General features: G+C 63.9%; 21 protein-coding genes and 1 pseudogene. 2 read left to right on the forward strand and 20 right to left on the reverse strand.

The genetic code is table 11. The annotated features are described in order from the left end of the window. Positions 1 to 66 precede the first annotated feature (66 nt). Complete coding sequence (locus AC1RT4_RS17075) at positions 67 to 1,341, reverse strand: MFS transporter (RefSeq protein WP_493086497.1); 1,275 nt, start codon at positions 1,339 to 1,341, stop codon at positions 67 to 69. A gap of 118 nt (positions 1,342 to 1,459) precedes the next feature. Here AC1RT4_RS17075 and AC1RT4_RS17080 point away from each other — a divergent pair, with 118 nt between their 5' ends. Continuing rightward, complete coding sequence (locus AC1RT4_RS17080; protein WP_493086499.1) at positions 1,460 to 2,356, forward strand: LysR family transcriptional regulator; 897 nt, start codon at positions 1,460 to 1,462, stop codon at positions 2,354 to 2,356. Here the strand turns inward: AC1RT4_RS17080 and AC1RT4_RS17085 are convergent, their stop codons facing one another. After that, positions 2,357 to 2,794 carry an excinuclease gene (locus tag AC1RT4_RS17085; RefSeq protein WP_493086501.1) on the reverse strand — a complete coding sequence of 146 codons (438 nt, stop codon included), beginning with the start codon at positions 2,792 to 2,794 and terminating at the stop codon, positions 2,357 to 2,359. Between the two features lie 170 nt (positions 2,795 to 2,964). On the opposite strand from AC1RT4_RS17085, the gene AC1RT4_RS17090 reads away from it, so the two are divergent. Then, complete coding sequence (locus AC1RT4_RS17090) at positions 2,965 to 3,252, forward strand: addiction module antidote protein (RefSeq protein ID WP_011332089.1); 288 nt, start codon at positions 2,965 to 2,967, stop codon at positions 3,250 to 3,252. A gap of 48 nt (positions 3,253 to 3,300) precedes the next feature. Here AC1RT4_RS17090 and AC1RT4_RS17095 read toward each other — a convergent pair whose 3' ends face one another. The 18 genes and pseudogenes from AC1RT4_RS17095 to AC1RT4_RS17180 all read right to left on the reverse strand — a co-directional run bounded on the left by AC1RT4_RS17095 (position 3,301) and on the right by AC1RT4_RS17180 (position 19,975). Beyond that, positions 3,301 to 3,741, reverse strand: a complete 441-nt coding sequence (locus AC1RT4_RS17095; RefSeq protein WP_007952363.1) for a hypothetical protein — start codon at positions 3,739 to 3,741, stop codon at positions 3,301 to 3,303. A 20-nt stretch (positions 3,742 to 3,761) separates the two neighbouring features. Further along, on the reverse strand, positions 3,762 to 4,997 hold the full coding sequence (locus tag AC1RT4_RS17100) for a beta-ketoacyl-ACP synthase (protein WP_375745020.1): 1,236 nt from the start codon (positions 4,995 to 4,997) through the stop codon (positions 3,762 to 3,764). After that, the gene (locus tag AC1RT4_RS17105) at positions 4,997 to 5,725 is read right to left on the reverse strand and encodes a 3-ketoacyl-ACP reductase FabG2 (protein WP_262195778.1); all 729 of its coding nucleotides are present in this window, start codon (positions 5,723 to 5,725) and stop codon (positions 4,997 to 4,999) included. Before AC1RT4_RS17105 ends, AC1RT4_RS17100 begins: the two co-directional genes overlap by 1 nt. Further along, positions 5,718 to 6,182 (reverse strand): hotdog family protein, encoded by a 465-nt coding sequence (locus AC1RT4_RS17110; protein ID WP_127796688.1) that lies wholly within the window; start codon positions 6,180 to 6,182, stop codon positions 5,718 to 5,720. The genes AC1RT4_RS17105 and AC1RT4_RS17110 overlap by 8 nt, the downstream gene beginning before the upstream one ends. Next, positions 6,179 to 7,375 carry a beta-ketoacyl-[acyl-carrier-protein] synthase family protein gene (locus AC1RT4_RS17115; protein WP_493086504.1) on the reverse strand — a complete coding sequence of 399 codons (1,197 nt, stop codon included), beginning with the start codon at positions 7,373 to 7,375 and terminating at the stop codon, positions 6,179 to 6,181. Before AC1RT4_RS17115 ends, AC1RT4_RS17110 begins: the two co-directional genes overlap by 4 nt. Further along, on the reverse strand, positions 7,372 to 7,854 hold the full coding sequence (locus AC1RT4_RS17120; RefSeq protein ID WP_493086506.1) for a hypothetical protein: 483 nt from the start codon (positions 7,852 to 7,854) through the stop codon (positions 7,372 to 7,374). The genes AC1RT4_RS17115 and AC1RT4_RS17120 overlap by 4 nt, the downstream gene beginning before the upstream one ends. Then, positions 7,854 to 8,579, reverse strand: coding sequence for a class I SAM-dependent methyltransferase (locus AC1RT4_RS17125; protein WP_127796691.1), 726 nt, complete (start codon positions 8,577 to 8,579; stop codon positions 7,854 to 7,856). The genes AC1RT4_RS17120 and AC1RT4_RS17125 overlap by 1 nt, the downstream gene beginning before the upstream one ends. After that, positions 8,576 to 9,823: an NAD(P)/FAD-dependent oxidoreductase gene (locus tag AC1RT4_RS17130; RefSeq protein ID WP_493086508.1), complete on the reverse strand. Its 1,248-nt coding sequence runs from the start codon at positions 9,821 to 9,823 to the stop codon at positions 8,576 to 8,578. The genes AC1RT4_RS17125 and AC1RT4_RS17130 overlap by 4 nt, the downstream gene beginning before the upstream one ends. Continuing rightward, positions 9,810 to 10,970 (reverse strand): annotated as a pseudogene (locus AC1RT4_RS17135) (cation:proton antiporter). Before AC1RT4_RS17135 ends, AC1RT4_RS17130 begins: the two are co-directional and overlap by 14 nt. After that, positions 10,967 to 13,306 carry an MMPL family transporter gene (locus AC1RT4_RS17140; protein WP_493086510.1) on the reverse strand — a complete coding sequence of 780 codons (2,340 nt, stop codon included), beginning with the start codon at positions 13,304 to 13,306 and terminating at the stop codon, positions 10,967 to 10,969. Before AC1RT4_RS17140 ends, AC1RT4_RS17135 begins: the two are co-directional and overlap by 4 nt. Then, a complete protein-coding gene (locus tag AC1RT4_RS17145) occupies positions 13,290 to 13,892 on the reverse strand; it encodes an outer membrane lipoprotein carrier protein LolA (RefSeq protein ID WP_201817129.1) in 603 nt (200 codons plus the stop codon). Before AC1RT4_RS17145 ends, AC1RT4_RS17140 begins: the two co-directional genes overlap by 17 nt. Next, the gene (locus AC1RT4_RS17150) at positions 13,889 to 14,314 is read right to left on the reverse strand and encodes an acyl-CoA thioesterase (protein WP_207984801.1); all 426 of its coding nucleotides are present in this window, start codon (positions 14,312 to 14,314) and stop codon (positions 13,889 to 13,891) included. Before AC1RT4_RS17150 ends, AC1RT4_RS17145 begins: the two co-directional genes overlap by 4 nt. Next, the gene (locus AC1RT4_RS17155; protein WP_163973891.1) at positions 14,307 to 15,851 is read right to left on the reverse strand and encodes an HAL/PAL/TAL family ammonia-lyase; all 1,545 of its coding nucleotides are present in this window, start codon (positions 15,849 to 15,851) and stop codon (positions 14,307 to 14,309) included. Before AC1RT4_RS17155 ends, AC1RT4_RS17150 begins: the two co-directional genes overlap by 8 nt. After that, positions 15,832 to 16,779 carry a lysophospholipid acyltransferase family protein gene (locus tag AC1RT4_RS17160; protein WP_039766474.1) on the reverse strand — a complete coding sequence of 316 codons (948 nt, stop codon included), beginning with the start codon at positions 16,777 to 16,779 and terminating at the stop codon, positions 15,832 to 15,834. The genes AC1RT4_RS17155 and AC1RT4_RS17160 overlap by 20 nt, the downstream gene beginning before the upstream one ends. Continuing rightward, positions 16,776 to 17,510 (reverse strand): glycosyltransferase family 2 protein, encoded by a 735-nt coding sequence (locus AC1RT4_RS17165; protein WP_493086515.1) that lies wholly within the window; start codon positions 17,508 to 17,510, stop codon positions 16,776 to 16,778. Before AC1RT4_RS17165 ends, AC1RT4_RS17160 begins: the two co-directional genes overlap by 4 nt. Next, on the reverse strand, positions 17,503 to 19,182 hold the full coding sequence (locus tag AC1RT4_RS17170; RefSeq protein WP_493086517.1) for an ApeI family dehydratase: 1,680 nt from the start codon (positions 19,180 to 19,182) through the stop codon (positions 17,503 to 17,505). The genes AC1RT4_RS17165 and AC1RT4_RS17170 overlap by 8 nt, the downstream gene beginning before the upstream one ends. After that, positions 19,179 to 19,724, reverse strand: coding sequence for a COG4648 family protein (locus AC1RT4_RS17175; protein ID WP_493086519.1), 546 nt, complete (start codon positions 19,722 to 19,724; stop codon positions 19,179 to 19,181). The genes AC1RT4_RS17170 and AC1RT4_RS17175 overlap by 4 nt, the downstream gene beginning before the upstream one ends. Next, the gene (locus tag AC1RT4_RS17180; RefSeq protein ID WP_007947135.1) at positions 19,721 to 19,975 is read right to left on the reverse strand and encodes an acyl carrier protein; all 255 of its coding nucleotides are present in this window, start codon (positions 19,973 to 19,975) and stop codon (positions 19,721 to 19,723) included. The genes AC1RT4_RS17175 and AC1RT4_RS17180 overlap by 4 nt, the downstream gene beginning before the upstream one ends. Between the last annotated feature and the right edge of the window lie 5 nt (positions 19,976 to 19,980).

Consider the following 19,980-nt stretch of genomic DNA (forward strand, 5'->3'; position numbering starts at 1 on the left):
GCTCAGCGCTAATGGTAGAAAACAAAAACGCCCGGCTTATGCCGGGCGTTTTTTTGTGGGCGTGAATCAGGCTTTGACGCCACCCAGCGGCGGCAGCTTCGCCAGCTTCAACGCCACCAACAGCGCCACCAGCAACAGCGCGCCGATGAACAGGCCAATCCCGTTCCATCCTGCCATGTGCCAGAACACCCCGCCCGCCGTCCCGGCGATGCTCGACCCGGCGTAATAGCTGAACAGATACAACGACGACGCCTGGCCCTTGGCTTTGAGCGCCCGACGGCCGATCCAGCTGCTGGCCACCGAGTGGGCGCCGAAGAAGCCGAAAGTGAAGATCAGCATGCCGACGATCACCAGTGGCAGCGGTGTGAACATGGTCAGGGCGAGGCCGGCGAACATCAGGGCGATGGTGGCCCACAGCACTTTGCGGCGTCCCAGTTTGTCGGCCAGCGAACCGATTTTCGCCGAGCTGTAGATGCCTGACAGGTACACCACCGACAGCAGCCCGACAAACACTTGATCCATGTGGTACGGCTCGGCCAGCAGGCGGTAGCCGATGTAGTTGAACAACGTGACGAACGCGCCCATCAGCACGAACGCCTCTAGGAACAGCAGCGGCAGGCCGGCATCGCGAAAGTGCATGGTGAAACCGTCGAGCAGGCTGCGCGGGTGCAGCGAGCGGGAGCGAAAGTTGCGCGACTCCGGCAGGATCTTCCAGAACACCGCCGCCGCGATCAGCGCCAGGCCACCGATCACCATCATCGCCGTGTGCCAGCTGACGAAGTCGATCAGTACACCGGTAATCAGACGCCCGCTCATGCCGCCAATCGCGTTGCCGCCGATGTACAGACCCATCGCCAGACCGATGTGCTGCGGATGGATTTCCTCGCTGAGATAAGTCATTGCGACCGCCGCCAGACCGCTCAATGACAGTCCGATCAGCGCGCGCATGATCAATACGCCGTGCCAGCTCGGCATCATCGAACTGGCGATGGTGCACAGGGCCGCGGCAAACAGTGCGGCAACCATCACCGGCTTGCGCCCGACCCGATCGGAAATCGGCCCGGTGATCAGCAGACCAAACGCCAGCATGCCGGTGGCCACCGACAGGATCAGGCTGCTCTGGGCCGCGTTGATCGAATATTCGTGGGACAGCAGCGGCATCATCGGCTGCACGCAATACAGCAGGGCGAAGGTGGCGAAGCCGCCGCTGAACAGCGCGAGCACCGTGCGCATGAACGCGGGCGTGCCTTTCTCGATGTAGATCTCTTGCAGTTCGGTCAGTACATCGTCCGCCGCAGCGGGCGGGACTTCATGGGCCAGTGGAGCGACGGCGGTTTTCACATCAGACCTCGGAGGGCGCGGGCAGGCAGGCAGTGAAAAAATCATATAGCTGGCTAATGTTTCTATCCAATATATTGTTCGACCTGTTTGATAGCTTTCACGACCTAATGAGGTGCCCATGGAATTGCGTCATCTGCGCTACTTCATCGCCGTCGCCGAAGAACTGCACTTCGGCCGCGCCGCGCAGGTGCTGGGTATCTCCCAGCCACCGCTGAGCCAGCAGATCCAGGCGCTGGAACAGGAAGTCGGCGCGCGGCTTTTCGAGCGTACCAATCGTCGGGTCGAGCTCAGCGAGGCCGGGCGACTGTTTCTGGAGGAAGCGCGGCTGGTGCTCGCGCAAGTCGACAAAGCGGCCGACGTGGCCCGGCGTGCACAACTCGGCGAGCTGGGTGAACTGAAGATTGGCTTTACCTCTTCAGCGCCGTTCAACTCGACCATTCCCCAGGCGATATTTTCCTTCCGTCAGCGTTTCCCGGCTGTGCACCTGAACCTGCGAGAGATGAGTAGCACCATGGTGGCCGACGCGTTGGTGGACGAATCGATCGAGGTCGGCATCATGCGCCCGCTGGGTTTGCCGGAATCGCTCAGCGTGGTCGAACTGATGCGCGAGCCGCTGGTGGCCGTGCTCAGCTCCAAACATCCGCTGGCGCAGGGCTCTGAGGAGGGGCTGTTTCTCTCGGCGCTGGCTCTGGAGCCGTTCGTGTTCTTCCCGCGCAGCTACGGCAGCGGTCTGTATTCGCAACTGATCAGCCTGGCCCGAGACGCCGGTTTCAGCCCGCACTTCGCCCAGGAGGCTGGCGAAGCCATGACCATCATCGGGCTGGTGGCAGCAGGTCTGGGTGTGTCGGTGATGCCGGCCTCGTATCAACGGATGCGCATCGACGGCGTGGTCTATCGGCCGCTGCTCGATCCCGAGGCCGTGACGGCGGTGTGGCTGGTGCAGCGCAAGGACCAGAAATCACCGATGGCCAAGGCGTTTGTCGAGTTGCTCACGCGCAAGGTTGAAGCCGGTTGATCAGGGCAGCCGCACCAGATCACCCTTCAACGCCACTCGCGTGACAAAGATGCCGGCCCGACATTCGTAAGTGTTCAGATCCTTGCGCACATGCTGGTCGTAGTAGCTGACGATATTGGTCACCGCATTCGCCCCGACACGCTTGGCCTCGGCCTGCAGCGCAATCAGATTCGACTGCAACACCCACTCGCAGGAGTCGTGATCGCTCTTGTTGAAGCCGTTGGTCTTCAAGTCACTGACCACCCCGCGCTGCAACAACCGCTGAGTCCCCTGAGGCCCGTTACCGACCAGATAAAACTTCACACTGCCATCCAGCCGCCCGGCGCGCATCGCATCCGACACGACTGTTTCGAACGGCATGTACATCAGATTGGTGGCGTGGCTGGCGCTGGGCAGCAGGCCGAGAAGGGCGGCGATGATCAGGGCTTTCGCTTGCATGGTTGTCTCCTTGACGTAACGCGCAGCAAATCACGGGTATGACGAGTGTAGACGCCGTATATCGGACAGAGAGAAGTCCATGTAGAGTGTGTGTAGCTCAACGGCTACAGCTGATCTTGAGACATCAAGCAAGCCAGGCTCATCGCGGAATCCTGGCAGGAGCAAAACCCATGACCGAACAATTCACTCGTTGGGACTCAGCCGAGTACCTCAAGACAGAAGAGGACATGGCCAACTATCTGGACGCCTGCATGGAAGAGGCGGGTGACGACCCGGCTTTTATTGCCAAGGCACTTGGCACGATTGCTCGGGCGCGTGGCATGACCCAGGTCGCGCGGGATGCGGGGCTATCAAGGGAAAGTCTTTATCGCGCACTGTCAGGCGAGGTAAATCCTGAATTTGGAACGATCCTCAAAGTCATGAAAGCGCTGGGACTGAAGTTGCATGCCAGCACATGATCTGAATAGAAAAGGGCGCCGAAAGGCGCCCTTTGTCGTTTCCGGCCGTTACTGAACCGTCGCCAGATCGCCCTTCAACGCTACGCCGGCCATGATCGCGCCCGCGTGGCATTCGTAGGTTTTCGCATCCTTGCGCTCGTTGCTCTTGTAGAAGCTGACGATGTTGGTCACTGCGTTGGCGCCGGCGCTTTTGGCGGCCTGGTGCAGGCTGATGATCGCCGATTGCACGACCCACTCGCAGGCTTCCTGGTCGGTCTTGTTGAAGGCGTTGGTCTTCTTGTTGGTCACGGCGCCGGGGCTGACGACGGTGACTTTGCCGGCCGGGGCGTTGCCTGCCAGATAGAACTTCACGCTGCCGTCGATCTTGCCGGTGCGGGTCGCTTCGGCGACGGCCTTGTCGAACGGCAGATAGACCGCCGTGTCACGGGCCTGGCTGACGGCCGGCAAGGCGCAGATGAGCAGGGTGGCAGCGAGTTTCTTGAAGTGCATGGAGGTCTCCTTGACCTGGATTAATTCGGTTGGGGCCAGCGACGGAAAATCAGCGAGGTGTTGACCCCGCCGAAAGCGAAGTTGTTGTTCATCACGTATTCGTGGCTCATCTGCCGGAACTCGCCGCGCAGGTAGTCGAGCTTGCCGCAGTGCGGATCGACTTCGTCGAGGTTGAGCGTGTGCACGTACAGGTCGCGGTTGAGCATCTCGATGCTGAACCATGATTCCAGCGCCCCGCAGGCGCCGAGGGTGTGGCCCAGGAAGCTCTTTTGCGAGCTGATCGGCATGCGTTCGCCGAACAGGGCGCTGGTGGCCAGGGTTTCGGCGACATCGCCCTGTTCGGTGGCGGTGCCGTGGCCGTTGACGTAGCCGATGACGTCCGGCGTCAGGCCTGCGTCTTCCAGCGCCAGTTCCATCGCCCGGCGCATGGTGACTTGTTCGGGGCGGGTGGTGTGCTGGCCGTCGGCGTTGCTGCCGAAGCCGACGATCTCGGCGTGAATGTGCGCACCACGTGCCAGGGCGTGTTCCAGCTCTTCAAGCACCAGCATGCCGCCGCCTTCACCGATCACCAGACCGTCGCGGCCCTTGTCGTACGGGCGTGGCGAAGTGTGCGGTGCATCGTTTTTCAGGCTGGTGGCGTACAGCGCGTCGAACACCATGGCTTCGGTCGGGCACAGCTCTTCGGCGCCGCCGGCGAGCATCAGCGGCAGGCGTCCGAACTTGATCGCCTCGTAGGCATAACCGATGCCCTGGCTGCCGCTGGTGCAGGCGCTGGAGGTCGGGATCAAACGGCCGGTGAGGCCGAAGAAGATACTGATGTTCGCCGCCGTGGTGTGCGGCATCATCCGCACGTAGGAGTTGGCGTTGAGGCCCTCGGCCACCGAGTTGAGCAGCATGTTGCCGAACGCCTTGATCTCGTCGGTGCTGCCGGTGGATGAACCACAGGCCACGCCCATGCGCCCGTCCTTGATCGATTCGTCGCCGAGCAGGCCGGCATCGGCCAGCGCTTTTTCCGCCGCGCCGACGGCCAGCCGCGAAACACGGCCCATGCTGCGCAACTGTTTGCGGGTCCAGTGCGCCGGCACCTGGAAATCATCGATGGGCCCGGCCAGACGGGTGTTGAGCTCGCTGAAGCGATCCCACTCGTCCATCCGGCGGATGCCGCTGCGGTTCGCGGCGAAATTGCCGGCGATGGTGTCCCAGTCGCTGCCCAGCGAGGTAATGCCGGCCATGCCGGTGACGACGACGCGCTTCATCAGCACAAGCCTCCGTTGACCGCCAGCACCTGGCGGGTGATGTACGACGCTTCCGCCGACATCAGGAAATTCACCGCACCGGCCACCTCTTCAGGCGTGCCCATGCGTTGTGCGGGGATCATTTTCATCAGTTCTTCCACGGGCACGTTTTCATCCAGCATCGCCGTGTCGATCAGGCCCGGCGCGACGCAGTTGACCGTGATCTTGCGCTTGGCCAGTTCGATCGCCAAGGCCTTCGCGGCGCCGATCACGCCGGCCTTCGACGCGCTGTAATTGACCTGGCCACGGTTGCCGATCAGCCCCGAGACCGAAGTGATGCAGACAATTCGACCGGCGGCGCGGCGGCGGATCATCGGCATCATCACCGGGTGCAGGACGTTGTAGAAACCGTCGAGGTTGGTGCGCAGCACCACGTCCCAGTCATCGTCGCTCAGGGCCGGAAAGGCGCCGTCGCGGGTCAGGCCGGCATTGAGCACCACGCCGTAGTAGGCGCCGTGGGCTTCAACGTCGGCTTCGAGGATGGCTTTGCAGGTTTCGCGATCCGCCACGTCGAATTGCAGGATGCGCGCGTTGCGGCCGAGCGCTTCGACTTCGGCTTTCACTGCTTGCGCTTGCGTCATGCCGCTGCGGCAATGCAGGACGATATCGTGGCCGGCACTGGCCAGACGCAGGGCGATGGCGCGGCCGATGCCACGGCTGGAGCCGGTGACCAGTATTGATTCAGTCATCGTTCGACTCCTTGGATTGCTCTAGATAGTCCGCCGCGTGGGGCGGGCGGAACACGTTCAGCCGGGCGCTGGCCTCGATGCCGGGCGCGTTGATGTGGCATTCGAATACGCCCATGCCGTTGTCGTCTTCCAGCGAGCGCAGGCCATGGATGGTCAGTTCGCTGCCGACCGGAAAGGCCGCGACATTGCATTCGAACTTGCGTGTGCCGAGCAGAAAGCCCAGCTCCACCGGGTTGCCTTTCTGCCGCGCATGGCAACCGGCGAACGCGGCGACACTTTGCGCCATCAATTCGACGCCGACCCACGCCGGCAGGCTGCCGTCGGGCAGGCTGAACAGGCCGCCGGGCCGGACGGTGAGGGTTGTGTGGATCTGTTCGTCGTCAAAGCTCAGGATCCGGTCGATCAGGATCATGTCGCCAGCGTGGGGCAGCAATTCGGCGAGCGGCCAGTGGGTCATGGGGCGTCTCCGATAATCAGGCTGACGTTATTGCCACCGAAGGCAAACGAGTTGCTCATCAGGTAGCGGGGTGCAATGGACGCCAGGCGCTCGCTTGCGGTCACCCACTTCAGCGTTGGCAATGCCGGGTCGGCCTGGCCGTCCCAGACATGCGGAGGCAAGGCGTGGTCGGGGTTGTCGGCACTCAGGCTCAACCAGCAGAACGCCGCTTCCAGTGCGCCGGCGGCACCGAGGGTGTGGCCGGTCATCGGTTTGGTCGAGGAACACGGCACGCCTTCGGCAAACAGCGCGTCGACGGCGAGGCTTTCCATGGCGTCGTTGTGCTGGGTCGCGGTGCCGTGCAGGTTCAGGTAGCTGATGTCGCCGGCTTTCAGGTGGGCTTGATCGAGGGCTTTTTGCATCGATTGCAGCGCACCACGGCCGGTCGGTTCCGGAGCGGAAATATGGTGCGCGTCGGAGCTGGCGCCAGCGCCGAGCAGGGCAATGCCCGGCCCTGCGCCGCGTGCTTTGCTCATCACGAACAGCACCGCCGCTTCGCCGATGTTGATGCCGTTGCGGTTGGCGGAAAACGGATTGCAGCGCTCGTCCGACACCGCTTCCAGCGCACTGAAACCGTTGAGGGTCAGTTTGCACAGGCTGTCGACACCACCGCACAGCACGGCGTCGCACAGGCCCAGATCGAGCAGGCGTCGGGCGCTCATCAGCGCTCGTGCGCTGGAGGTGCAGGCAGTGGAAATCACATAGGTCGGGCCGCTCAGTTGCAGCCAGTCGGCGAGAAAATTCGCCGGGGCGCCGAGTTCCTGTTGCCGGTAGTCGTAATCGGCCGGGAACTGGTGGTCGCGAATGTAGTGCGCCAGGCCACGGCTGGCCTCGTCGATGCCCGAAGTGCTGGTGCCGAGCACCACGCCGATGCGCTCGCGCCCATACGTCTGGATCGCCTGCTCGATGTCATCGCGAATCTGCAACGCGGCTTCCAGCAACAGTTGATTGTTGCGGCTGCGCTGGTCGGCCAGCGCCTCGGGAATCGGCGCCAGATCGCCGTGCACGGCGGCCACCGGCAGTTCGCGCTCCGGCACCCAGCCGGACTCGCGGCGCATGCCCGAGCAGTCGCCGGCAAACAGGTTGCGTGCCACGGCTTGCTTGTCGCGCCCCAGGGCGCAAATCACGCCGAGGGCATTGAGGTAGGCGGTCATGACGTCGGTTCACCGAGTGGCGTTACGCGATAGTGCGGGCCTTGTGGCAGGTTCAATTCGAAGCTCAAGGGTTGGGTGTAACGGATGTCCCAGCGCGCCGGCAGGGAACGTTGGCCGCCCTGTTGCTGCGCGTCGGGGTAGTTGCGCGACAGCTCGCCCGCCGGGGTCAGGGCGAACAGCAGCGCGGCGAACAGCTCCCGGGCTTCCGGGTTGGGTGGCAGCAGGCCGTCGGCCTGCCAGTGCCCGTCGATCAACCGCTGACGCGCCTGGGGAATGCCCAGCGGATCCATCATCGACCAGCGGATGCCGGGGCCTTCGCGCTGGATCACCAGCAACCAGTCTTGCTGTTGCCCGGCCAGGTGACGTTCGATATGCAATTGCATCGGCAGCGGCAGGCTCGGGTTGCCGGCCGGCAGTGGCGCCTGACTGGCGCAGGCACCGAGCAGCAAGACGCAGGCGAGCAGCAGAACACGCAACATCAGACAGCCTCGTTCAAGGGTTTGCGGGCCACCACGTTGACCAGAGTTTCTTCCCGCTGGCCAAAAGGCTTGGGCTGGCGCAGGCCAAAACGTTCGAGCAGGCCGAAATCCTTCGACCGGCTCCACCACAGGTACGGGTACGAAACGTTCTGTTCGGCGAACTCGAAACCCTGCTGGCGAATCATCTCCAGGTACTGCGCCGCGCTCTTTTGCACGTGCATCGGATGGCGGAACAGCCAGCGAATCACCCACGTATCAATGTAAGCCTCGGTGGACTCGGCGAACAGCAGATAACCGCCGGGTTTGAGCACCCGATAGAACTCGGCCAGGGCTTTTTCCTGCTCCACCAGATGATGGAAGGTCTGGTGACAGAACAGCAGGTCGACGCTGGCATCCGGGACATTCAAAGTCGCGCAGTCGCTGCCGATCAGCTCGACGTCGAAGCCCAGACGCGCGGCCTCGGCGGCGCTCAGTTCAAGGCTGTGCGGATCGGCATCGACGCCGATCAGGCGCTGCGGCGCGAAGGTCTGGCGCAGATGGCCGAACGACTTGCCTTGGCCGCAACCGGCATCCAGCAGCACCGGACTGGCCGGCAACGATTCGCTGAACAGTCCGCGCAGATCGTTGATCGCCACGCGCAACACATGGTGCTGCCAGGTGTGGCTGCGCAGGAACCAGAAGCCGAAGCGGGTTTCCTCGACGTAGTTGTCGCTCAAGTAATTCATGTGTCGTCCCTTGCACAGAGTTCGGAGATCGTCTTCAGCCGACGGCGCGCTTCACTGACGAACGGGTTGCGTTCGTCCCAGGCGTAACCGGCGAGGATCGAGCAGATCATGCGGCGGATTTCCGGCGAGCCTTGCTCGTGGAAAATCACGTCCTGGAAAGTGCCGGCGTACCAGCCTTCGACGTAGCAGCGGAAAGTGTCGACCCCGCGTTTCAGCGGCTCGGCGAACTCGCTTTGCCAGTCCACCGTTTCGCCCTGCAACTGCCGGTGCAGCACAGCGGCGGCCATGCTCGCCGAACGCATGGCAATGGTCACGCCCGAGGAAAACACCGGGTCGAGAAATTCCGCCGCGTTGCCCAGCAGCGCAAAGCCCGGGCCGTGCAGGGTTTTGACGTTGGCCGCATAGCCGCCGAGAGTACGCGCAGGGGTGTCCCACACCGCGTTGTTCAGCACCTTGGCCAGGCTCGGGGTTTCGGCGATGAAACCGCGCAGGCAGGCGTCGAGGTCGGTATCGCGACCTGCGAAATGTTCAGCGGCAGCCACCACGCCGACGGAGCAGCGACCGTTGCTGAACGGGATCGACCAGAACCAGATGTCGCGATGCTGCGGGTGGGTGGTGATGAGGATCTTCTCGCGGTCGAAGTCGGGATGATCGATGTGGTCTTCGACGTGGGTGAAGACGGCCTGACGAACCGGGAAATTCGACGGCGCTTCCAGGTCGAGCAGGCGCGACAGCACGCGGCCGTAGCCGCTGGCATCGAGGACAAAGTCGGCTTCGACGCGGTATTCGCTGCCGTCTTCGCGGCGCACATCCAGCTGCGGTCTCGGACGTTCGAAATCGACGCTGACAATCGCGTCGCCGTAGCGGATTTCCGCACCCTGCAACGCCGCCTGATCGGCCAGCAACTTGTCGAAGTCGGCGCGTTGCACCTGCAGGGTCGTGGGCTTGCCGGCGGTGAAGGTGTCACCAAAATCGAAGGCGCTGTAGCGCTCGCCCCAGGCGAATGCCGCGCCGTTCTTGCGCTGGAACCCGGCGGCATTTACCGCTTCGAGCATGCCGGCTTCTTCGACGAAATCCAGGCAATGGCAGAGCAGGCTTTCACCGATGGAGAACCTCGGGAAATGCTGGCGCTCGATCACCAGCACGTCGTGTCCCTTGCGCTTGAGCAATGCGGAGGCAATGGCGCCGGAGGGGCCGGCGCCGATGATCACGACCTGACGGGATTCCATTTCAACGATTGGCACGCGAGCTCCTGGGTACGGCAATAGGATTCAGTGACGCCCGGTGCAAGCCGATGAAGGCCGGCAACAGCGTCGCGATCAGACCCATCAGCATCAGCGCAAAATACAGCGCCGGGCTGATGAGCTGTTGTTGCAACAGCAGATTGAGAAAAACGATTTCGCTCAAGCCGCGAATGTTCAGCAGCACGCTTTCGCGCTAGCGGCTGGCGCCTGCGAACGACGCGCCGGCCCAGCCGAGACCGAGCCAGTTGCCCAGGATTTTGCTGGCGACCGGCAACAGCAGCAGCGCCGCCCATTGCACGGCGCCGAGGCTGGCGAGGGCGCTGTGCACGTCGATCTGGACGATGCCGAAAGTGAGGATCAGCGGAATCGCGACCCAAGTCTGCAAACGGTTCATCCAGTGCGCTGGCAGCGGCAATACCAGCGGCACCTTGAGCGCGGCCATGCACAGCAGATAACCGATGCCGAAAATCAGTGCGTTGAGTTTGTAGTGTTCGGCCAGCACCAACAGCGCAAAAAAGCCGAGGCTGTAGGTCAATGGCCGGCGTATGCCGAACACCCGCAGCAGCACCGGCACGCAGGCCATCCCCAGCGGCAGCAACAGACTGCTCAGGTGCAGACTGCCCTGGGCGAGGCCGAACAGGGTCCAGCAGGTCAGGTCGATCAGGATTGCGGTCTGCACCAGACGCCGGGTGGCGGCGGGCGGGTAGTCGATGTGGCGCAGGTACAGGTACAACACCGGGATCGCAGTGATGGCGAACACCAGACCGATCGCCAGCGAGTTGATCCACGGTTGCGTCGGCAACAGCCAGTACGCCGTCGCCAGGCCGCAGGTGAACGGCACGGCAAAACTCGGCAGGGCGATCTTCACGCTCTGACGGTCCAGGCGCAGGTCGATCACGTCACTGAGGATGTGCCCCAGCAGCAGCGCGAAGCTCAGGCTGTAGAGATTTTTCAGCCAGCCCGGCGCGATCAGTTCGGCGCCGTTGAGTTGCCAGCCTGGTTCGATCCAGAAGTACATCAGCAGCGGCAGTCCGAAGCTGGCCAGCAGCAATTGACTGACGATCGGGATCAGCCCGAAATGCCGGCCGACCCGGGTGGCGACGAAGAACAGCGCCAGGGCCATCAGCCAGAAAATCACCACCATCATGCTGCAGGCTCCGTGACGGCAACCGCGTGGGCCTGACGCCCGGCCCACGGCGCGAGCATGAAGCTGAACGCCAGTCCAAGGCTCACCGACAGGCCGAAGTTACTCACCGCCGGCGTACTCGACACCGCCAGCAGACCGAACGACAGCCAGGTGGTGGCGGCCGCGAGCAAGGTGCCGAGCAGGCTGACCGCCGCGCCGCCGACCTGTTCGCGCATGAGGATCGCGTAGTCGACGCTGATCGCCGTCACCAGCAACAGGCCGAACAGGCTGAACAGGGTCAGCGGCTGACCGAGCCAGCCCAAGCTGGCGAGGCTGCACAGCGCAGCAAGCAGCGGCAGAGCGACGATCCGCAGCGCGCCACCAAGACCGAACGGCAGCATCAGCACCAGCACGATCAACACGCAGGACGCGAGTTTGAGTTCAGCGGCGCTGATCTGGGTCTGGGCGAACACCTTGTTCAGATCGCCGAGCCGGTCCACCAGTATCACGCCCGGCAGGTCCAGCGCCTGCACCCGCAACAGCGACGGATTATTCAAGCCTTGCAAGCTGACCATCGCTGCCACGCCGTCCTCGGTCGGCCCCAGCCACAGCGTGCGGTAGGGCTCGCCGAGGGGGCCGGCCAGCGCGGCATCGATGTCTTCGGCGGGTAGCGCCTGCAACTGTTGCAGTTCGGTTTGCAGCGCCGCCAGCGGCACGCCGACCTCCGGCAACGGCTGCCAGAACTGCGGCAACTTGCTCAGCGCCTCACGCACTTGTTGCTGTTGAGACGGCGGGCTGACCAGTTGATTGAGCGCCAGATAACCCTGCAACTTGTCGAGGTTGACCAGTTGATCCAGTCGCTCGCTCAGGGCCGCTTGCCGTTCCAGCAATTGCTGCTGATCGGCGGCGCGCACCAGGAAGAACTGGCTGGTCGGCTGATAGCCGGTAATCCGCGCAATGGTCTGCGCCTCATCGGTCAGGCGTTGCGGCGCGCCGACCCACTGGCGAATGTCGTTCTTGCTTTCCAGTTGCAGCAGGCCACCGACGCAGAAGGCGATCAGCAGGGCCAGCAACACCGGCGTCCTGATGTGTTCGAGCAGGGTTTCGCGCAACCGCACCAGACGCTCGGCCAGTTGCAGCGGCCATTGCGCCGGGCGCAGTTCGACGTTTTTCAGCAGCGCCGGCAGCAGGCACACCGCCGACAGGTAGGCGCCGAGCAAACCGGCGGCGGAAAACACCGCGATCTGGGTCAGCGCCGGGAAAGGCGTCCAGGCCAGCGCCAGGTAACCGATGGCGCTGGTGATCAGGCTCAACGTCAGCCCGGACAGGGTCAGGCGCAGCGCCGGCCAGCTGTGCCACGGCTTGAGGCTCCAGCTCTTGGACAGGTAGTGCAGCGGGTAATCCACCGCCACGCCGATCAGGCTGGAACCGAGCACCAGCGTCATCACGTGCATGTGCCCGAACAGCGCCACGCAGGCCACTGCACCGAACAGCATGCCGACCAGCACCGGAATGAACGCCAGCAGCACCCGCCAGCGGCGGAAGGCGAGCAGCAACAAAAGCAGAATGCCGACGGTGGCGCCGCCGCCGACCCAGGTCATTTCCCGGGTCGCTTGCTGCTGACCGTTGGCGGCGTACAGCAGGCCGCTGGCGGCCAGCAATTGCACGTCGGCGCGAGCCGCTTGTTCACGGCTGTGTTGTAGCAGGGCGGCGACTTGCAGCGGTTGATTCATGTCGAAGGCGCTGCCGGTGGTGCGCGCCCGCAGCAGCACCCAGCTCTTGCCGTCGGCATCGGCGATCAACGCGCCGCTGCCGATGTCCAGTTGCACCGCGCCATGTTGTGGCTGGCTGTTCTGGATGCGTCCGGTCAGGCCCAGCCAGTCGTCCTGACTCGGTACCAGGCTGAATCCGGTGAACGGGTCGAACAGCGCCTGCACCCGTTGCTGGATGAAGGCGTCGGGATGTTCGCTCAGCAGTTGCCGGTCATCCGCCGAAAGCATCGCCAGCCGCCCTTGCAGCAATTGCGTGCGCAGGGCCGGCAGGTCGGCTTGCAGGTTCCACTGGACCTTTTCGAACAGTCCGCTGGCCTGCCATTGCTCGCCCAAGGTCTGGGCCATGGCGACGGCTTGTTGGCGATCGGCGTGACCGACCAGCACCAGCATGTCGCGGTTGAGCGGTTCCTGCATGCGTTGTTCAGCGCGCAGTTCGAGGGCGTCCGGGTGGGTGCCGGGCACCAGTTCCATCAGGTTGGCCGACAGCGGCGCACCGTCGCGCCACTGCCAGGCGCCCAGTGCGACGACGGCCAGCAGCAGGATCAGGAACAGCCAGGGCAGCCTGCGTTCACTCGGCAAAGTCATGTTGCTCCGCGTCGCTCAGAGGTTGGCCGGCGGTGCTGTCCTGCATGCGCAGCACGGTGCTGTCGCCCTGGGTTTCCAGGAGTTCGATGGTGTTCACCAACGTGCCGCCGCTGATGTTGATCTGATTGAAGACCTGCTTGAGCAGCACCGAGCGCGGGGTCAGGGTCAGTTGCCATTTCTGCGCATCGCCGCTCAGGGCCAGTTCGAAATCCCGTTGCAGACCGCTGCTGTCGCCTTGCAGGACCGCGAGGAACAAACGGTTCTGTTCGGCCCCGGCGCTCTTGTTCGGCAGCAGTTGCCAGCCGGTGGCATCACGCCGGGCAATGCCCTTGGCGCTGATCCGGTAATCCTGCTGCAGCGGGGTTTTCAGCAGCCAGAGCAAACCGTGGTTTTTCGCCAGCACGAAGCTGCCCTTGCTGATCAGCGGCTGGGGCAGGGCGCGCAGGTGTTTTTCCTGGATGAACTGGCCGTGGATCACGTCCGGCTTCGCCAGTTGCTCGCTCAACTGTTGCAGGTCGAAGGCGTTGGCCAGCGACGACAGCGTCAGCAGCGCAAGGGCCCCGAGAGATTTCAACAGCACATTCATCGCAGCATCCTTTCCACGGCATCGGTGAAGACTTTCGGCGAGGCCAGTTGCATCTCGCGGCTGCTCATCTCGACGGCGACCTGCACCGAGCTGGCGCGGGTCAGGCGTTCGCCGGTCTCGGCATCGGTGATCAGGTAGTTAATCTTCAGGCGGTTTTCCCATTCCACCAGACTGGCGCGCACGTTCAGCCGCTGACCGAACACCGCGCCGCGCACGTAGCGCAATTGCAGGTCGATCACCGGCCAGGCGTAGCCCGAGTCGACCATCTGGTTGTAGTTGTGGCCGATCTTGTCGAGCAACGCGCAGCGCGCCACTTCCAGGTATTTCACGTAATGGCCGTGCCAGACGACGTGCATGGTGTCGACGTCAAAGAACGGCACGAGGATTTCCGTATCGGCGTGAAGCACTCCGGCGCTACGCATGCAGCCTCCAGTGTTGTTCGGCGATGCGTTGCAGGCACAGGCGCAGTTCGCCTTCCAGGGCGCGGTCTTCGATCACCGGCGGGAAGTCCTGGGCCAGTTGTTCATGCATGGCGGCCAGCGACGGTGGCAGCGGACGCGCGTCTGCATCGCGGCCGCGCAGCCACACGCCTTGATTGGCCGCGAGCAGCGTGGCGGCGGCGACCTGTTCGGTCAGCTCCAGTACACGAATGGCGTCGCGGGCGGCGATGGTGCCCATGCTCACCTTGTCCTGGTTGTGGCACTCGGTCGAGCGCGAGAACACGCTGGCCGGCATGGTGTTTTTCAACGCTTCGGCGGTCCAGGCGCTGGCGCCGATCTGCACGGCCTTGAAGCCGTGGTTGAGCATCGCCCGGTCGGCGCTGGCGCCGGACAGGTTGCTCGGCAAACCGTGGTTGTAACGCTCGTCCACCAGCAGCGCGAGTTGTCGGTCGAGCAGGTCGGCGACGTTGGCCACGAGGTTTTTCAGGCTGTCCATGGCGAACGCGATGTGTCCGCCGTAGAAGTGCCCGCCGTGCAGCACGCGCTCGGCTTCGGCGTCGATGATCGGGTTGTCGTTGGCGCTGTTGAGTTCGGTCTCGATGAACGAACGCAGCCAGTTCAGGCTGTCGGCCAGCACGCCAAGCACGTGCGGTGCGCAGCGCAGCGAGTAGCGATCCTGCAAGCGGTGCAGCGGCGCGGTCGGTGCGTCGATCGCCAGATCCTTGCGCAGCCACGCGGCGACCTGCATCTGTCCCGGATGCGGCTTGGCGGCGAACAGGCGCTCGTCGAAGTGCTCCGGATTGCCTTGCAGCGCCACCACGTTCAGCGCGGTGATGCGGGTGGCCAGTTGCAGCAGGTAATCGGCGCGGGCGTAGGCCAGGCAGGCTAGGCCGGTCATCACGGCGGTGCCGTTCATCAGCGCCAGCGCTTCTTTCGGGCGCAGCACCAGCGGGGTCCAGCCCAGTTCGCGGTGCACGTCGGCAGCTTGGCGGCGTTCGCCACGGAACATCACTTCGCGCTCGCCGGACAGGGTCGCGGCGACGTAGGACAGCGGCGTCAGATCGCCGCTGGCGCCTACCGAACCCTCTTCGGGGATCAGCGGCAAAATGTCGTGTTCAAGGAAGGCATGCAGACGTTCGAGCAGTTCGATGCGCACCCCGGACACGCCGTGGCACAGCGACTGCAAACGCGCCGCCAGCACCGCGCGGGTGGCCTGGGCGTCGAGCAGTTTGCCCAGCCCGCAACCGTGGAACGTGTAGAGATGACGCGGCAATGCCTCGACGTGATGCAACGGCACCGCGACCACGCAGGAATCGCCGTAACCGGTGGTCACGCCGTAGATCACGCCTTCCTTGTCCAGCAGCGAATCGAGGAACCGCGCGCCTTTGGCGATGCGTTCGCGATAAGGCGCGTCGCTCTGCAACTGCACGGGCGCCTGACGGTTGGCCAGGGCCAGCACGTCTTCGATGCGCAAAGGGCGTTCGCCGAAGGTGACCGGCTCAGGAGTTGGCGTTGTCATCGGTTTTCCAGAATGGGTAAAAGTTGAACCATTGGCACGGTGCTTCGAGGCAATAGTGACTCAGGCGTTGCGCATAGCGGGTGGCCCACTGATGAATGACCTGTTCGCGCTCGCGGCGTGACCACACCACGGCGTCGGCGAACGGTTCGAGGGTCAGGCGATAGTGTCCGTCAGGTTGCTTGAGGCACATCAGCAGGTTGACCGGGCATTTCAGCAGGCCGGCCAGCAGCCACGGCCCTTGCGGGAACGGTGCCGGGTGGCCGAGAAAGTCCACGGTCACGCTGCGCCCGCCGTGCAGCGGCACACGGTCGCCGGCAATCGCCAGCCACTCGCCGCGCTCCAGCCGTTCGTGCAGTTGCAGCATGATCACCGGGTCCAGCTCGCTGACCTGGATCAGACGCAGGTTGGTCGCCCCGGCCTCGCCCAGCAGGCGATTGAATTGCTCGGCGTGCTTGGTGTGCACCAGCACGTTCATCGTGACCTTTTCACCCAGCTCCGCCAGCGCCCGGCACACTTCGAGATTGCCCAGATGCGCGCCCACCAGCATTTGCCCGCGACTGCCGCGCAACTGATTGCGCAGCAGCGCCGGGTCGATGATTTCGATCTGCTCGATCTTCAGCTTGCCGTTCCACACGTCGAGCTTGTCGAGCAGCGAATCGGCGAATGCCATGAACTGGCGGAATACCCGCCATCGGGTCGGGCGCAATTCGTGGCGACCGCTCCAGTCGGCGAGGCGCTGCTGATACTGCCAGGCACTGCGCCGGGCGGTGCGGCCGAACAGGAAAAAGTACAGGACGATGCCGTACAGCAACGGACTCAGCAGGCGTCGGCCAAGAACCTTGGCGGCGAACGCGGTGAATTTCATCAGCAGGAAACTGCCGCGCTCTTCGCGGTCGGCCCAGTGCTTCTTGTCGGTCTCGACGGTCATGAGCGCCACCGTCGCCAGAGGATTACGGGCAGGCGCAGCAACATGCCGAAGAACAGGCGCGTGTGCATGCTCGAGATCAGCACGTTGTCGTGGAACAGGCGAAAGTGCGACACGCCGTCCAGCGGGTAATGCACGCTGGTTTGCAACCAGCGCATCGGCTGATTGCGCCATGACAGGCGCACCAGAATGTCCGAGTCGAAATCCATGCGCTTGCCGATCCGCGCCGAGTCGATCACGCCCAGCGTCGGTTCCAGCGGGTACACGCGGAAGCCGCACATAGAGTCGCGAATCTGCAGCGACAAGGTGTTGATCCACACCATCACGTGGGTCAGGTAACGCGCATACAAACGGCCTTTTGGCACACTGGCGTCATACAGCGGATAACCGCAGATCAGCGACTTGGGGTGAGCGCGGGATTCTTCGATGAAACGCGCGACATCCTGCAAGTCATGCTGACCGTCGGCGTCGACCTGCAAGGCATGGCTGAAGCCCAGTCGCGCCGCTTCACGCAGGCCGGTCATCACCGCGCCGCCCTTGCCCTGGTTGGCAGTGAGGCGCACCAGATAAACCCGCTCGCGCTCGGCCAGCAAATCCAGCACCGCCGCGCAGGATTTGCTGCTGGCATCGTCCACCAGAATGCACGGCAGATCCTGGGCGAGCAGAGCGTCGACCACCGTGCCGATGGCGGTTTCGTGGTTGTAGACCGGGATCACGGCGCAAGGGTTATGCATCGCCAGTCCCCAGCAGAATCCGCCCGCTGGAGCAGGTGGCCGTGTCGTTGCGATAGGCGAAATACAACTTGCCGCGCTCCGGGTCGAAGCGCAGGTGCAACTGGATTTCATCGCCGGGGCGCACCAGTTGTTGGAATTTCAGCACTTCCATGCCGGCGAAGGCGCCGGGCAGGTTGAGCAGTTGCCGACCCAGGTTCAGCGCCCATTCGACCTGCACCACACCCGGCAGCACCGGGGCCTTGGGGAAGTGGCCGCTGAAGTAGGCCAGGTCCGGCGGAACGCTCAATTGCAGGTTCCATTCGCCCTCGGTTTCGGCCTGTTCCAGAATCTCCGGTGCCTTCGGTCGTGGGGCCAGCAGCAAGGCTTCGACGTCGGCTTGAGGCAACTTGTCCTGCGAGGTCAGCGGCAACTGTCGCAGCAGACGCCAGCGGCGGGGCAGGGCCAGGGCTTCGCAATGGTCGCCGAGATGTCGGCGCAGGGTTTCGGTCAGGCTGCGCCGACCGTGTTCGCGCAGTGCAAACAGGCCGGATTCACTGAGCACCAGCAGCGCGCCGAGCGACGCACGGTTTTCCTGCACCACGCCCAGGCGCGCTTCGGCGACCCAGTCGTGGGCCACCAGCGCCTGTTCAAGCATCGGCAGGGAAATACGTTTCTCTTCGAGTTTGACGATCCGGTCGAGCCGCCCGAGCAATTCAAAGCGGCCATCGGCCTGAATACGGGCCGCATCGGCGGTGTGTTCGACATGCCCGGCGGGCAGATAAGGCGAAGCGATCAGCAGGGCGCCGTCGCTGTCCTGGCTCAACTCGACGCCGGCAAACGGCTGCCACAACGATTCGCCCTGACGCCAGGCGATACCGCCGGTTTCCGAGCTGCCGAGGATTTCTGTCGGCCACTGTCCCAGGCGTTGATACAGGCTTTGCGCGGCGTCTGCCGGCAGTGCGCCACCGGACGAAAACACCCGGCGCACGACGCTCAGCGCCGGCCAGTCGAGGTTGTCGCCCATGCGTTTGAGCAGCGCCGGGCTGGCGACCCAGGCAAAGGCCGGGTGCTCGCGGCTGGCGCGTTGCAGGTCTTCCGGGAAGGCCAGTTGCTTGCGCAGGAACGGACGCCCGGCGCACAGCGGCCACAGCACGCGGAACAGCAAGCCGTAGATGTGCTGGGTGGCGACGCTGCCAAGAATGCAGGCTTCGCCGAGATCCGCGCCCCACAGTTGCTCAAGGGCTTCGACTTCGTTGGCCAGTTGGCGCAGGGATTTGTCGATGCGCTTGGGCTCGCCGCTGGAGCCGGAGGTGCACAGGCTCAAGCGGCACTGGTCGAGATCCAGATCGGCAGCGGGCAGGGCCGGTTGCAGCAGATCGCTGAGGCGGGCGTCATCGGCCTGATCAGTCAGCCACAGATCGACGTCGTTCGACCAGCGCTGGCGGGTCTGCGCTTGCAGATCCGAGGGCAGCAGTACGCTGACGCCGGCCCGCCAGGCGCCGAGGAGGGCGACGGCCAGGTCGGCGGCATCTTCCAGATGCACCGCCAGACGCTGCACGCCGCGCGCTTGCAGACCTGCCGCCAGGCTCAGGGCCTGTTCGCGCAGTTGTGCGTGATCGAGTGCCGGTGCGCTCGTGACAACACGCGCCGGCAGGGCCTTGAGCAACAGCTGCTCAAGTTTTATCCAGTTCATGGGCGACCTCTTACCCGTTGTCGTATCAGCCATTCAATGGCAAACATCAGGCCGATCAATCCGTAGGAGATCAGGCCGGTGTACAACATCCACCAGTTCAGCGGCGCCCACAGTGTCAGCAGGGCGGCGCACAAACCGTTGCAAAAGAAAAACACGCTCCAGGCCACGGTGACCTGGCGGGTGTAACGAATCGCCTTGGGCGGCAGTTGCGGTTCACGCAGGCGCGCCAGACGCTCGACCATCGGCGGGCCGTATTTCAGGCTCAGGCTGAACAGCACCAGCATGAAGCCGCTGATCAGCACCGGGTACCAGCGCAACAACAAAGGGCTGTCGACCACCGCCAGCAACAGGCAGAACACGATTGCCACGCAGGCCATCCACAGGCTGCCGGGCTTGCGTTCGCCGGTCAGCGCCCGGGCCAGCCACAGGCCGCCCAGCAGCAGACCGAACTGCCATGGCGCGAAATGCTCCATGCCGAAATACACCGCAAAGGGATACAGCAGGCCTGCCATCAGCAGGCCGAGGCCGATCAGTCGGCTCATGCGGCCGGTTGAACCAGACGGTAGACCGCCTCGACCACGTCGCTGACGGTGCGCACCGACTTGAATTCCTCGGCGGCGATTTTCTTGCCGGTCTGGCGTTTGATGTGATCGATCAGGTCGACGGCGTCGATGCTGTCGATTTCCAGATCCTGATACAGATTGGATTCCAGGCTCACGCGAGCCGGGTCCAGTTCGAACAGCTCGACCAGGGCATCGCGCAGGGTGTTGAAGATGTCGTCACGAGTTTGCATGGTCC

The organism is Pseudomonas sp. GW821-FHT11D10 (assembly GCF_058808435.1).

Excerpts from the sequence above, each read along its gene's own strand:
- AC1RT4_RS17080 (WP_493086499.1), top strand. The coding sequence starts at position 1,460 with ATGGAATTGCGTCATCTGCGCTACTTCATCGCCGTCGCCGAAGAACTG.
- AC1RT4_RS17085 (WP_493086501.1), bottom strand. The coding sequence starts at position 2,794 with ATGCAAGCGAAAGCCCTGATCATCGCCGCCCTTCTCGGCCTGCTGCCC.
- AC1RT4_RS17090 (WP_011332089.1), top strand. The coding sequence starts at position 2,965 with ATGACCGAACAATTCACTCGTTGGGACTCAGCCGAGTACCTCAAGACA.
- AC1RT4_RS17095 (WP_007952363.1), bottom strand. The coding sequence starts at position 3,741 with ATGCACTTCAAGAAACTCGCTGCCACCCTGCTCATCTGCGCCTTGCCG.
- AC1RT4_RS17100 (WP_375745020.1), bottom strand. The coding sequence starts at position 4,997 with ATGAAGCGCGTCGTCGTCACCGGCATGGCCGGCATTACCTCGCTGGGC.
- AC1RT4_RS17105 (WP_262195778.1), bottom strand. The coding sequence starts at position 5,725 with ATGACTGAATCAATACTGGTCACCGGCTCCAGCCGTGGCATCGGCCGC.
- AC1RT4_RS17110 (WP_127796688.1), bottom strand. The coding sequence starts at position 6,182 with ATGACCCACTGGCCGCTCGCCGAATTGCTGCCCCACGCTGGCGACATG.
- AC1RT4_RS17115 (WP_493086504.1), bottom strand. The coding sequence starts at position 7,375 with ATGACCGCCTACCTCAATGCCCTCGGCGTGATTTGCGCCCTGGGGCGC.
- AC1RT4_RS17120 (WP_493086506.1), bottom strand. The coding sequence starts at position 7,854 with ATGTTGCGTGTTCTGCTGCTCGCCTGCGTCTTGCTGCTCGGTGCCTGC.
- AC1RT4_RS17125 (WP_127796691.1), bottom strand. The coding sequence starts at position 8,579 with ATGAATTACTTGAGCGACAACTACGTCGAGGAAACCCGCTTCGGCTTC.
- AC1RT4_RS17140 (WP_493086510.1), bottom strand. The coding sequence starts at position 13,306 with ATGACTTTGCCGAGTGAACGCAGGCTGCCCTGGCTGTTCCTGATCCTG.
- AC1RT4_RS17145 (WP_201817129.1), bottom strand. The coding sequence starts at position 13,892 with ATGAATGTGCTGTTGAAATCTCTCGGGGCCCTTGCGCTGCTGACGCTG.
- AC1RT4_RS17150 (WP_207984801.1), bottom strand. The coding sequence starts at position 14,314 with ATGCGTAGCGCCGGAGTGCTTCACGCCGATACGGAAATCCTCGTGCCG.
- AC1RT4_RS17155 (WP_163973891.1), bottom strand. The coding sequence starts at position 15,851 with ATGACAACGCCAACTCCTGAGCCGGTCACCTTCGGCGAACGCCCTTTG.
- AC1RT4_RS17160 (WP_039766474.1), bottom strand. The coding sequence starts at position 16,779 with ATGACCGTCGAGACCGACAAGAAGCACTGGGCCGACCGCGAAGAGCGC.
- AC1RT4_RS17165 (WP_493086515.1), bottom strand. The coding sequence starts at position 17,510 with ATGCATAACCCTTGCGCCGTGATCCCGGTCTACAACCACGAAACCGCC.
- AC1RT4_RS17170 (WP_493086517.1), bottom strand. The coding sequence starts at position 19,182 with ATGAACTGGATAAAACTTGAGCAGCTGTTGCTCAAGGCCCTGCCGGCG.
- AC1RT4_RS17175 (WP_493086519.1), bottom strand. The coding sequence starts at position 19,724 with ATGAGCCGACTGATCGGCCTCGGCCTGCTGATGGCAGGCCTGCTGTAT.
- AC1RT4_RS17180 (WP_007947135.1), bottom strand. The coding sequence starts at position 19,975 with ATGCAAACTCGTGACGACATCTTCAACACCCTGCGCGATGCCCTGGTC.